The organism is [Clostridium] celerecrescens 18A (assembly GCF_002797975.1).
GTDB classification, from domain to species: Bacteria; Bacillota; Clostridia; order Lachnospirales; family Lachnospiraceae; genus Lacrimispora; species Lacrimispora celerecrescens.
The window spans coordinates 4,939,510-4,952,940 of record NZ_PGET01000001.1 but is presented as its reverse complement, the minus strand read 5'-3'; the positions used below and the strand labels follow the sequence as shown (position 1 = coordinate 4,952,940).

Annotated in this window: 7 protein-coding genes; 3 read left to right on the top strand and 4 right to left on the bottom strand. The window is 43.6% G+C overall.

Annotated features, from left to right (window positions below):
• Nucleotides 1-890: 890 nt before the first annotated feature.
• Nucleotides 891-2,585: a cell wall-binding protein gene (locus H171_RS22525; protein ID WP_100307129.1), complete on the bottom strand. Its 1,695-nt coding sequence runs from the start codon at nt 2,583-2,585 to the stop codon at nt 891-893.
• 731 nt (nt 2,586-3,316) lie between these two features.
• Between H171_RS22525 and H171_RS22520 the strand changes: the two genes are divergently transcribed.
• The 3 genes from H171_RS22520 (at nt 3,317) to H171_RS25075 (ending at nt 8,536) form a co-directional block, all read left to right on the top strand.
• Nucleotides 3,317-5,143 (top strand): sugar phosphate nucleotidyltransferase, encoded by a 1,827-nt coding sequence (locus H171_RS22520; RefSeq protein WP_100307128.1) that lies wholly within the window; start codon nt 3,317-3,319, stop codon nt 5,141-5,143.
• Nucleotides 5,144-5,400: 257 nt separating this feature from the next.
• Nucleotides 5,401-6,501 (top strand): N-acetylmuramoyl-L-alanine amidase family protein, encoded by a 1,101-nt coding sequence (locus H171_RS22515; protein WP_100307127.1) that lies wholly within the window; start codon nt 5,401-5,403, stop codon nt 6,499-6,501.
• Nucleotides 6,502-6,730: 229 nt separating this feature from the next.
• Nucleotides 6,731-8,536: a GH25 family lysozyme gene (locus H171_RS25075; RefSeq protein WP_100307126.1), complete on the top strand. Its 1,806-nt coding sequence runs from the start codon at nt 6,731-6,733 to the stop codon at nt 8,534-8,536.
• Nucleotides 8,537-8,770: 234 nt separating this feature from the next.
• Here H171_RS25075 and H171_RS22505 read toward each other — a convergent pair whose 3' ends face one another.
• Genes H171_RS22505 through H171_RS22495 form a run of 3 tightly spaced genes read right to left on the bottom strand, consistent with a single transcriptional unit; the run spans nt 8,771 to nt 13,426 of the window.
• Nucleotides 8,771-9,706 (bottom strand): glycosyltransferase family 2 protein, encoded by a 936-nt coding sequence (locus H171_RS22505; protein WP_100307125.1) that lies wholly within the window; start codon nt 9,704-9,706, stop codon nt 8,771-8,773.
• Between the two features lie 30 nt (nt 9,707-9,736).
• Complete coding sequence (locus tag H171_RS22500) at nt 9,737-11,998, bottom strand: glycosyltransferase family 39 protein (protein WP_100307124.1); 2,262 nt, start codon at nt 11,996-11,998, stop codon at nt 9,737-9,739.
• A gap of 48 nt (nt 11,999-12,046) precedes the next feature.
• Nucleotides 12,047-13,426: a hypothetical protein gene (locus tag H171_RS22495; protein ID WP_100307123.1), complete on the bottom strand. Its 1,380-nt coding sequence runs from the start codon at nt 13,424-13,426 to the stop codon at nt 12,047-12,049.
• Nucleotides 13,427-13,431: the final 5 nt, after the last annotated feature.

Here is a 13,431-nt window from a genome sequence, read left to right as displayed (position 1 = left end):
TGTATTTAATCCTGCAACTTTTACAAAATCAAAGCCCTTTACCATATACTAGAATTAATTCTTCACCATCATTAATAGTACTACTATCAGTAAATCGTAAAAACTGTTGAAGTAAAAGAAATACTAAATCTTCAATTATGGCACCATAAAATACAAAATATTAAATATTATAATAGAGTTTTAATTTGAGACCTTAAATGGTTCAAAACTCGTATGCTCCACAAGCCCCCCAAAGCACATTATTCCCGACTAAAGTTCATTGTTAACGGATGTGTCCCTTAAGGATGTGCCCTATTAATAGTTAAGCTCATTTAACTTGGAAAATGTTTTTGTAAAAAGGATAAGTCATGCGGATAGCTACCTAAAGTTCTTCATGAAATACACCCTTCAGAGTTGTCCTGTTCTTGTTTCGGCTGTAGAACCAAAAAGGTCCATGATTATCGAACTCAGGAAATTAACGACATCAGATACGCCGTTATATAGCACAGTCCGTATCTGCCATTTTGGTGACACTACTATTTCCTGCATCTTTAATCAACGCCAGACTAAATAGCTGACCTTTTATACTAATTCGCTACTCCGACAAACATTCTCTCTAAAGTAGGTTACACCCTTATGTTTAACCATCTGCAGCTCCTGCCCGCAGTCCACTATACAATGCCAATTAAGTCTGTCCCCATCGATGAATTATAGGACTATGCCTCTAGTGATACAAAGTTTATTCAGCATACTAAAAAACATCATATAGCAAGATTAATTATCAAACCAGTTCTAAATACAAGAATGGAGCAGGATTCAGAAGAATCCCACCCCAACTATTGACAAAGAGTCAAAAAAAGACCGGAAATTCTTAATAACTTCCGGTCTTTTATTTAAATTATTGCAATAAATTAGTTTTCAACGAAAACCTTTACAATGTTACCACTACCATTAACTTCATAGCAACGGTCATTGCCATCTTTAGCTTTGTTCTTGCCCTTCTGAACAGTACCAGCAGTATTAACTAATCTGTACTCAACAGTTGCAGTATCTTTTGCTGCTTCTGTTAAATTGTATTCCTCTGAATATTTATCATTAGTTACAACACTATCAACGTCCATTAAGCGTAAGAATTCATCTGTTGTCAGAACAGTTGCGCCAGTAAGTTTTCCATCAGTGCCAATATTGGCCTTAACTACAGCATACTTATCATCTTTATCTGCTGATAACAGCATACCAGACTGATAATACTTCTTGTTATCAAGAGCTGTCTTACCCGCACCCTTGAAGGTACCAGACTTATTCAGTAAGAAGCTATGAGTATCACCATCAATAGTGATGTTCTGTTTGTTAGTCTTTACAGCACCATCATCACCGAAGAAATAGAATTTGTAGCCTTCGCCTTCCCAATAAGAAGCATTAGCCTTAAATCCATCGGTTGTGTCATATGGTTTAGCTGAATCGTCTTTCTTTGCAAGAGAAACAATAGTTTTATTGTCAGAAGCTAATTCAACAAATCTAAAGCCATCAATCATAGCTCCCTGGTTATCAAAAGCATACTTCTTGCTGTTGATAGTCTTCATTTGTCCTGTAATCAGCTTACCATCTTTATCAGCATAGTACCAGTTTTCAGAATCGTCATCATAGTCGCCTTCATTTAAGTAGGAACCTGGAACAACCTGGAACCAACCCTTAGTAACTCTGGCGCCATCTTCTGGACTTCCATAATATCTGAATCCGCTACTGTATACCGGATTACCCTGTGTCTGTGTAGCTGTTCTGTCTCCGCTTGTCTTAGTAGCAGTTGTCTGTGTAGAATCCCAGTTAACCCACTCAGCATTCATACGGCCATCTACGTCAAAGCTGTACTTTTTACCGTTGATTGTCTCGCCTTTTTTATCGGCCATCTTCTTACCATTGCTCTTGAAGTAGAACCAACGATCCTGCTCTTCATCGTCAAATGTGTTGTCGCTGGAGAGACCTTTCTCTAAATCACCAGTATTTTCCCACTGATCATCTTTGATGTGCATATATGCCCAACCAGTAGCCTGTGCACCATCATTTTCATTACCGTGGTAGTAAACACCGTTATCAGCACGCCAAGCGTTGTCATCTGTTAATCTCTGGCCATCGGCATCAATCCAGCCATATAACATCTTAGCTTCATCATCAAAGATGTATTTCTTTCCATTAATGGTCTTGAAAGAAGCGCTGTTGCTGGTGCTGGAGCTCTTATATGCTTTACCATTAGAACCAAAATAGTACCAATGATTTAAAGGCTCATTATCATCATCGCCATCATAATCATCGTTCTCAATGGAAACCCACTTATTAGCTACCATAGAACCGTTCTCATCTACATAATAGTAGTTGTCATTGTACTCAACAAGTACATCGGTAGCCATCTCGCCATCTTCATTGAGGTAAAACCAGTTATCTCCTGATTTCTCCCATTTCTCTGTCTCTAAGTCGCCGTTCTTGTCATAGTACACCCATGAACCATTTTCTTCCTGCCAGCCAGTTGCTGCGAAAGAGGACATGGAAGCGCCTAATGCAAGCAGTGCTGCTGTTGATAATACAGCAACTAATTTGGTCTGCTTTCTCATAATTAATGCACTCTCCTTTTTTCTTTTTGAAATACTCTTCGAAATTCCTAATTGCATTACGAGGTAATTATACTTCCTATAATGGAAATTATCAATACCTTTTTTACTTTTTTTGCATTTTTTGCAAAAACAAAAAAATATTTACATTTCCGGCAGAAGCTATCAATTCCTCCATCACATGGTATAGTATAATACAATTTTTTGGAAAATGCTATAACATTTCTCTGTGCATTTTCTTACATAATCTTTACGAAAATGCAATTCGGGGATCAGATTGTATTTTTATTAGTACAATCCTGTTTTTATAGACTTATTCTTCTGTTTTTTCTTGATAAACCTTATTATATGTGCCGCTCCAGAAGCGGAAAACAGAGCTCTCTCCAGATCAATAAGTCACCTTTTTCCTGCTAAATGTAACAATCAAAGTCTGTCACAGAGAAAAACAGTACAAGATTAATAACATATCATAATCAATTCATAATTAATTCTCAGGCACCTTAGACCAGGCCATACGACAATCTTCTATCGCAATCTCCAAGTACATACTCCGTTCACAATCCAAACGCAATCCCTATCACTATTCAATCTCAATCTCCTTTCACCCCCCTATCGCAATCCCTATTGCAATTTGCCATTTCAATGGTATAATGTTCATATATCTATAATAATATCAATTTCTGAACGTCTTACGCAATTTACCAATTTATTAACTATACGGAGGTCACACGACTATGGATCGTAACGTCATCATCTGCCGTTCCATTCTGGAAAACCCGGCAGTCACACAGAGAGATTTATCAAAAGAGCTTAGCGTTTCCCTGGGAACTGTTAATAACTTAATAAAGGAATGCATAGAAAAAAAGTACATTGAGATTGGAAACGGAAATGACCTATACGAACTACTCCCAGACGGCCAAGCCCTTTTAAACGAAAATAAAGTAGACGGCGCCGTCATCATCGCCGCCGGCTTCGGCTCCCGCTTCGTTCCCTTAACTTTCGAAACCCCCAAAGGCCTGCTGGAAGTATTCGGAGAACGAATGATCGAACGGCAGATCCGCCAGCTACATGAAGCAGGAATTAAGGATATCACCATTGTGGTCGGATATTTAAAGGAAAAGTTTGAATACCTTATAGACAAATATCAGGTTAAGCTTCTATATAACCCCGAGTATTCCCAGAAAAACACCCTGACCACCATTTATCATGCCCGCAAGCTTCTCCGGGGCAGAAATATGTATGTTCTTTCTTCCGATAACTGGATGCGCCACAATATGTATCATGCTTATGAAAGCGGCGCATGGTACTCAGCGTCATATATGGAAGGAGAAACCTCCGAATGGTGTCTTGATTATAATAAGAAGGGACGCATTTTAAATGTATCCGTAGGCGGCCAGGACAAGTGGGTGATGTATGGGCCGGTTTTTTTCTCAAAATTATTCTCAGAACAATTTTTAACCGTACTGGAACATTATTATAACCTTCCTGGAACCGAGCAGTTTTACTGGGAAAATGTCTATATGGAAATGATGTCCGGAGAAGCTGCCAAAAGGCTTCCTCATATTCCGGAAGCAAAACAGGACATTGATTTATACGTCAACCGAAGGCCGGCTGACGAAGTATATGAATTTGAGAACCTGGAAGAGCTTCGCCGCTTTGATTTGAAGTATCAGCACCATTCTGATAATGAAGCAATGGAATTAGTATCGACCGTATTCCAGGTACCGGAGTCAGAAATCACAGAAATAAGGTGCTTAAAATCAGGTATGACAAACAAATCCTTCCTATTTAAAATTAAGGACCGCCATTATATTTGCCGCATCCCGGGAGCCGGAACAGAGCTACTGATTAACCGTCAGCAGGAAAAAGCAGTTTATGATGCCTTAAGCGGACTGGATATTACGGAAAAGGTCATTTACTTTAATGGGGAAACCGGATATAAGATTGCGGAATTTTATGAAGGTACTCACAATGCCAATCCTTCCAGCAGGGAAGAAATGGAACGCTGCATGGCGGTTGTCCGAAGGCTCCACAAATCCGGGCTTAAGGTGGACCATTCCTTTGACATTCGCGAACGGATCGACTTTTACGAAAAGCTTTGCAAAGCCCACGGCGGTATCCCGTTTGACGATTACGATGTTGTCCGCAGGGAGATGACTGAGCTATTAGACCAATTGGATAACTTAAAGCACGAGAAAGTCCTTTCCCATATTGATACAGTGGTCGATAACTTTTTAATGATGCCCGACGGTAACGTGCGCTTAATTGATTGGGAATATTCCGGAATGTGTGATCCCCTTATAGATATCAGCATGAGTGCGATCTACTCCTATTACAATGAAGAAGAAACAGATGACCTCATAAAGATCTACCTGGAACGGGAGCCTTCAGAGGAAGAGAAGTACACCATTTACGCTTATATCGCTCTTGGCGGTTTTCTTTGGAGTTTATGGGCAGTATATAAGGCAGCCTTAGGAGATGAATTTGGTGAATATACCATAATCATGTATCGGTATGCAAAAAATTATTACAAAAAATGCTCCAAAATCACCAAAAAATGAGATTTTTGGAAATTGTCCGCAAATCGTAATAAAATGTTTAGGTATTTCTGTCAGTACTGTGGTATAATGTTCACGAAAGCGATGAGCAGTGCGAAATAAGACGGATAAAGATTTTCGTTGTGCCCCGCACAACGAAAATCTTTATCCGTCTTATTTCATAGGGTGAAAGCCCGTGAACGAGTAAAACCTACGGTTTTACTCGCTGCACTGCGGACTACAGCATATGAATAAAACGGCTAGACAGGAGGAAGGACGGTATGCAATACAGAAAGAAAATGACAGCACTGCTTATAGCAGGGCTTGTAGGAACCTCTACTCTGATACCGGCAGGTACGGCCTGGGGGGCCACCGGCTGGGTTTCAGAAGGCACTCAGTGGAAGTACATAGACCAGGATGGTTCTACTCATAAAGGTTGGGTAAAAACATCTGACGGGACCTTTTATTTTCTTGATCTCTCCACAGGCTTTATGGCTACTGGTTGGAAACAGATCAACGGTAACTGGTACTATTTTCATTCCAACGGCGCCATGGCTACCAAATGGATACAAAACGGCGGTAAATACTATTACCTAATGGATGATACAGGTGTCCTAGTTAAGGGCTGGTTAAAAATAGGCAATGACTACTACTACATGAAGGGCGACGGATCCATGTCCACCGGATGGCGTGAAATGGACGGCGGCTGGTATTATTTCAAAGAAAACGGAAAATGTACCATTGGATGGGGGCAGATTGGAAGCGACTGGTTTTACTTCGGCTCTGACGGCAAGATGGTCACCGGATGGAAACAGATTGATAATGCCTACTACTATCTGAACGTGGATGCCAAGTCTGTGCTGGGGCGGATGATGACCGGTTGGCTCAGTGATGGAACCAACAAGTATTACATGGATACCAGCGGAAAGATGGCCCACGGCTGGAAACAGATCGACGGTTCCTATTATTATTTTAATGATTCCGGTCATATGATGACCGGTTGGGTACAGCTCTCCGGTGTTTATTATTATCTTGATCCATCTACCGGTAAGATGGCGGCAAACACTACCCTTACCATTGATGGAACAAGTTACACCTTTGGTTCCAACGGAGCTTACCAGGGAAATGCTTCCGGTTCTCCTTCTGGTTCAACTGGCGGAAACACCCCCGGTGGCTCAACAACAGGCAACTCCAATACGCCAGGTGGGACCACCTCGACTCCATCAGGCTCCGGCGGGCCGGGAGGAAGCTCCTCTTCCGACAGTAATACCTTAAGCGGGGCACCGGGAAGCTCTTCTAACGATACTCCTGGTGGTTCCTCCAATACTTCAAGCAATGGCGTATATCAGCTATCACCAGGGCTTACGTCAGGCCCCGGCTGATCTCATAGGAATTAGTATCTGTGTGGGTATCTGCACCTCGGCGCGGATACCCCTTTTATTTACACGGATATCGGACCATACAAATAAAAATAAGTTTGCATGGTGCCGCCGTGATTACCGGGGAACTTGCTAAGTAAGTTTCTTCTGTTTTTGTGCGCCTATGTTTTCATTCCGGAAGCAAGAAAGCGTACAACGTTACATAGTACTCGAATGATAAGGAGGTATCACATTGAGACACAAGAAATTAGGCATACGGTTTGCAGCAGCAGCATTATGTGCCTTTATGGGAATGTCTGCGGGGTTTGGCCCGGCCATGAATTCCTGGGCAGCAGGCTATGAAAAGGTCAATGGCCATTATCAGCTTGCAAACGGTACGGTGATTGAAGAGGTAATTGCCAGAGGAATCGACGTTTCCAGATGGCAGGGAAACGTAAACTGGGCGTCTGTAGCAGCAGATGATGTAAGCTTTGTCATGCTGGGCACCAGATCCAAGGGTGTTGTTGACCCTTATTTCCATACCAATGTACAAGGTGCATCAGCGGCAGGTCTGAAAGTCGGCGCTTATATCTATTCTCTGGCTACCACTCCTGATATGGCCAGAGAGGAAGCAGATTTTGTCCTCAGTCTGGTAAAGGATTATCCAATCTCCTTTCCCATCGCTTTTGACGCAGAAGACAGTGCCACCCTTGGTACCCTTCCGCCGGCACAGGTGAGTGAGATAATCAATGCATTCTGTCAACGAATTGCAGATGCTGGATATTATCCCATTGTGTATGCCAATGATTACTGGTTATCAAATAAAATCGATTTATCTAATATGCATTACGACGTATGGGTTGCCCGTTATGAGGCAAAACACGTTTATTCCAACCCGATCATGTGGCAGGTAACCAGCACCGGCTCGATTAACGGGATCAACGGGAACGTTGACATAGATTTCCTCTATAAGGACTTAACTCCAAAGCTCCCGGGAAATATGTGGAGAACCATTGGAGGAAAGACCTATTACTACCAGAATTATTCGATCCAGAAAAACACCTGGATCAACGATGGATCAGGTTGGTTCTATATGAACGAAGAAGGACTGACTGCCACCGGATGGGTTGATAAGGATGGGTTGCGCTATTATCTTGACGAAACTTCCGGACGAATGAACACCGGTTGGAAGCAGCTTTCCGACAAATGGTATTTCTTCAATCAAAGCGGTTCCATGAACACCGGATGGCTTACTGACAACGGTTCACGGTATTACCTAGGTTCTGATGGTATCATGACCACCGGATGGCAGGAATTAAACGGCCAGTATTACTACCTGGATCCTTCTTCCGGCCAAATGGCTACCGGTTGGAAAAACTTAAACAACAAGTGGTACTTCCTACAGGAAAACGGCGTGATGTCCACCGGATGGCTGGATAATAACGGCGCCCGGTATTACTTAAATAACGACGGTTCCATGGCAACGGGCTGGCATACCGACGGCTCCTCAAAGTATTATCTGGCAGGAAACGGCGCTGTCTCAATCGGATGGCAGCTGATTGATAACAGCTGGTATTTCTTTAACCAGAACGGAGCCATGACTACAGGCTGGATCAATCCAGATGGAAACTGGTACTACATTGGTAATGACGGAAAGATGCAGTCCGGATGGCTTGAGGAACGGGGAGCTAAGTACTATTTAAGCGCTTCTTCCGGTAAGATGACCGTAGGCTGGAGACAGGTCGATGGATATTGGTATTACTTTGGCGGAAGCGGCGCCATGGCAACCGGTATGACACAGGTAGGCGGACAGCAGTATTACTTAAATCCAGCTGACGGAAAGATGGCTGCCTCTGCTACCTTTGTACTTGATGGAGTTTCCTATACCGCTGATGCTAATGGCGTATGTACTGTGACTCCGCAGACAGCCACCGATCAGCCAGAAGGAACTAGTACCCCAGAAAGCCAGGCCGGCCAGGCTGGTCAAACGGGGACCAAAACAGCCCCTACCGATTCTGCTACCAACCAAACAAAAGAAATCGGTCCTGGAATACATTAATAGACTGCATATGAGTCTGTTGCAAGCAGATCCACAATGATATCTCATATAAAGATTTAGCTCTATAAAGCTCAACAAACAAGAGAATGCGCTTTGAAAAACGGCTTTTTAAGCCCGATTCAAAGCGCATTACTTATCATAAAATCTTTATCTAAAATTCTTCATCTAAAATTCTTTATCTAAAATTCTTATCTAAAACTCTTTATCTAAAATTCTTTATCTAAAAATCTCTATCTACTCCGTAAAATTCTTCGTCTCTCCGACAATATAAATAGGCCTGTCCTTAAGCTCCGCAAACAGGATGGCAATGTAATTACCTATAATCCCCACAATCAGGAACAACACCGAAAACATAAAGCAAATCAGCACAATGGTGGTAGCATACCCGTTTGGCGTTCCTACTCTTGCCCAGCTCCATATGGTATAAATCATCATGATGATCCCCAGAATGCCTGCACCGCAGCCGGCATAGATTCCAAGTTTTAGCGGAAGATTAGAAAAGCACATGATGGTATTCAGTGAAAATACCATCAACTTCTTAATGCTGTATTTGCTTTCTCCTGCCACCCTAACTCCTGCCTCATATTCAATGGTAGTCCGGTTAAACCCAATGTTTTGCACATATCCCCGCAGAAAACGTACCTTTTCCCTGTAATTATCCCGAAGTACGTCACCAGCCCGCCGGGATATTACAAAAAAGTCAGAAGCGTTCGGTTCAAATTTCACATCAGAAAGCACGTTGATCAAATGATAAAAGGCAGAGGAGGCAAAATTCTTAAACCACCCTGCGGACTCATTTTTCGTGCGCACCATATTGATAACATCATAGCCTTCCTCAAGCCTCCTGACGATCTCCGGCAGATATTGGGGAGGATGCTGTAAATCTGCATCCATGCAGACGACCCCATCCCCGCTGCTGTAATCCAGACCGGCAATCATAGCTGCCTCATGTCCGAAGTTTCTGGAAAAGCTGATGACCTTTACCTTTTTGTCCTTCCTGGACAGGCCGTCCAGAATCTTCATGGTGCCATCCTGGCTCCCGTCATTGACGAAAATCAGTTCATAGTCCCAGTTAAGTTTATTTAAAATGCTGGCCGTTTCCTGATAGAACTGGTCAAGAGCCAGTTCCTCATTGTAGCATGATACCACGACCGATATTGTTTTTCCCATATGTGCCTCCTAATGAATCAAGTGGATATGCTATTGATTATCATTTGCTTTCTTTTTTATATAACATTGTTCAAATTCTGTCAATGCCCGTGCTGATTTTTCACTGTAATCCCCGTTCACCTCCACTGCGGCCAAAAGGTTTCCGTTATCATAACACACAGGTATCAGTTTCCCCCATTCGATCAAATCCCTGACCAGGGTATAGGAACGGTTCTCTTCTCCTGTATAGCCTGCCTGGACATAAACATAATCTGATTTTGCATAATCCATAAATTCCACGAAATAATCCATTTTCTTTACCAGGGTCACATTCCCCCATACCCCTGTTATGTCATCATAAGACTGAACGTTACATGGGAATGCCAGTACATCCGGATGGTCTCCAATGGCAATGAGACGGGTTTCCGGGTCGGCAGCAAGGAAATCCCATATCTCTCCATTTCCCTTTGATACCATGTCCTGTCTTGCTGCTTCCTGATGGTTGTAATAGCCTTTATGATGAAATGACACAGGTGTAAATCCAAGGCTCCAGTTCCAGCTGGTCATGGCTGTGAAAAATACAGCAAACATAAACACCCAGACTCCGGCTCCTACGCCTCCCCGCCAGACAGTCTTTTCCCCTGTTTCAACCGCTGCCTTTAAGACATAGACCGCCGTAAGTACATAGAACAGCATGAAGTAATTCCCGTCAACCTGGGTCAGCATACCTAAACTGATAAGATTGACCGCCAAAAACGGTACATAGATGACTTTTAGGAAAACGGACAGCTGAGATTTTTTCCCTCTATCCACATTCTTGCCGTAAAAACAGCTTACAATCCACAATAAGAGAAGAAAGTAAAGCAGAAATCCACCCCAGGCCAGGATCACATGATCCATATCCTCTCCTACAGGGCAAAAGAAAAATCCATGGAGCCGGTTTGCCAGGTGCACAGTCCTTTCCTTTATGGACATTCCTGCGCCTGAATTGGGTATGGTATTAACCATGAACGGATATTTCAATCGAAATCCTATCCTTGTAAGCAGGGAGGAGAACACCGAGGTAAGGGGAAGACCTGTTAATACCTGAGTTCTTGCCCAGATTCCTCCTAAAGCCAAAAGTGAGCCTGCCACAACTGCCAACCCGCCAATATTTCCCCCTTCCGCTCCGAATCTGGGAAGCAAAAACTTCCCTAACAGATATAATAATCCCATTCCAAAGACAGCGGTGGAAAAGATCAGAGCAGTTGGTTTTAAGGTCAGGCTGAGGAAAAATGCCGCTGTGCCGTAGCCCAGATAACGCCAGGACTTTTTACCCGCTTTTATATAGCACAGCAGGTAATACAACATGATCTCCTGAACAAGCAGCGTAATGATATCACTTTTGGCTGTGACTGCCATATTCATAATGCCTGGAACTCCTGACAACAGGGCCGCCAAAAAGATCGCCTGCTCCCGTTTCATATAAAATCGTCCGATTTTATAACTCATAAAAAGAACTCCCAGGGACAGCCACAGATTAATCGAGGTCACAAAGCTATAGGAAGGAAGCTGGGACAGGGGCAGGGTCAGAACCTCAAAGCCCTTGGAGTAAGTGTAGACGATCCCAATGGTTCCCAGGTTTTCATAAATTCCATGTCCATTGTCCAGGATATACCGGGACCTGACCCCATACCACAGGCTGTCGTAATCTACGGCAATGTTAAGCCGCCCCGCCTGGAGGCACACCATGGTCAGGAGAAATGCTATTAAAAAAACCTCTTTGCCGCTAAAAACCAAATCATGCCCATTCTCTCCGTTTCCCAGACAGTATCTTCCGAAAAGAAGCAGGATTCCGCCGCTGATAAAGACAAACACGGTCAGGTGAGCGATGGAGCCAATGCCAATTGCTGACATAAGGCAAAATATAACGATGAGAAAGACAGCACCGGTGAGAAAGTCAGAAGCCAGTCCATCTTCCTTTGGCAGTCTCCATAAGGATACCCGGAGAAAACGTCCGAAAAACAGGATATATGCCAGATAAAGACCGGATACAAGCACCGGAACAAAGGCCACATGCGCCCACAAAAAGACGGCCGTAATAAGGACCGCCGCCACAAGTTTCTGCCTGCTCTTAGGGAATAAAAACCCTGATAAACAGAAGGCAGCAAACAGCTCCGCCGTCTCTGCCATCATGGTCTTATATTCCCTCTGGTTCATAATCCACTGAAAAACTTCCTGGTTTAAAATTTGATTCAGAGAATACAGGATCCCTGCTGCCGAAAAAACCATGAACAGCAGGATTCCATATTTATGCTTCTGCAATCGACCCATAAAAACCCCCGTCTGTCATTTTGTTTACTGATGGTACTACCGGATCCGTTACCGTTTAAAATCATTACGGAATATACTGTATCCGTTTTCCTTTAATATTGTAAGCGCGCTCCGCACCTTGGCCCCGCTGTCAGGCCGGCTGGGCCTGTATTCAAAACCGGCCCGAAGTTCATCATCTGTGGCAGTTTCAAAGTTTAAGGCTAACACGGCCATTCTATCAAAGCTATCTCTGCGGTTAGGGGCTTTTTTTATCTCTGCATACGTGGTGTAGCAGTTTCCTGCCAGAAACATCACACAGGCCCCGCAGGCAGCGATTCTAAGAAACGTATTCCTTTTATTCTTCCACTGCTTCGATAATAAGGCAAAGGTCAGCAAGATTCCAAGGATCCCGGACTGGAACTGAAGGGCATATCTTGAGCTTAAACCGTAATTTTCCTGAAGAAATATCCACCTGGATAAAAGGATGAGCACGTGGTTCAGTCCACCCGATACGATGAGAATGACCGGTAAGACCGTCTTTTCATACAAGCGGTACCGCAGATTTAGCCATAGCGCAAACAGATACAGCAGGATAACCAGAGAACCAAGGATCAGAAACGGTGTATTGGTCCGAAAGATGTGCTCAGCCTGCTCCCCTTCTATGACCATGGACGAAAAGGACTTTATTAAAAAACGAACAAAAAAACCGGGCGTATCTCTCAACTGGACTAAGAGAGGAACGGTCGCTGGGGCCGCGTGGTCTTCCACCGCATAGGCATTGCTCCACAAATAAAGGAGAAGAGGAATCAGTGCACAGAGTCCGTTTAACCCCCAGACCTTTCTCGAACCGCCTTTATTTAACAGGAACATTATACCGCAGGCTATTATTACCGTCACCGAATAGATTGCACAGTAGGGGCCTGCCACCAGCAGCGTTGTTAAAAACGGAAGAAGCAGGAGCTTTATCCTGTCATATTTCTTTTCCTGTCCACTCCATACCCGGTCCATCACTTCATAATGGTAATAAAAGCAGGCAAAAGACAGGAAGTGGGCCCAGCCGCTTCCATTGGTCAGCATTTCCCACTTATTAAGGCTGAAAAGTACGATCATTAAAGCCCCAAACCAGCCAGGAGAAACCTTCCTGCGGCTGCAGTAGCTTCCCAGAGCCAGGCCGGATAATCCAAGGGCCAGGACGCCTAACACCCGGTCAAACATGGTGTTGTATCCAAAAAGTGAGACGTTAAGGATCCTTCCAAGATAATTGACCGGAATCCTGGTCAGGACATCCGGAACAAAGAACTTAGCCGGATTCCATACGTCAGGCAGATAGCTGTTCACAAGGCGGACGTAATCGGTATAGATTCCGTCACAGGTTGCCGTAAAGATATACCAGAGGCCAAAAACAGTCCCCAAAAGGGGAAACAGGCCGTACAGATACTTTCTATTCATGCGTT

Excerpts from the sequence above, each read along its gene's own strand:
- H171_RS22525 (WP_100307129.1), bottom strand. The coding sequence starts at position 2,585 with ATGAGAAAGCAGACCAAATTAGTTGCTGTATTATCAACAGCAGCACTG.
- H171_RS22520 (WP_100307128.1), top strand. The coding sequence starts at position 3,317 with ATGGATCGTAACGTCATCATCTGCCGTTCCATTCTGGAAAACCCGGCA.
- H171_RS22515 (WP_100307127.1), top strand. The coding sequence starts at position 5,401 with ATGCAATACAGAAAGAAAATGACAGCACTGCTTATAGCAGGGCTTGTA.
- H171_RS22505 (WP_100307125.1), bottom strand. The coding sequence starts at position 9,706 with ATGGGAAAAACAATATCGGTCGTGGTATCATGCTACAATGAGGAACTG.
- H171_RS22500 (WP_100307124.1), bottom strand. The coding sequence starts at position 11,998 with ATGGGTCGATTGCAGAAGCATAAATATGGAATCCTGCTGTTCATGGTT.
- H171_RS22495 (WP_100307123.1), bottom strand. The coding sequence starts at position 13,426 with ATGAATAGAAAGTATCTGTACGGCCTGTTTCCCCTTTTGGGGACTGTT.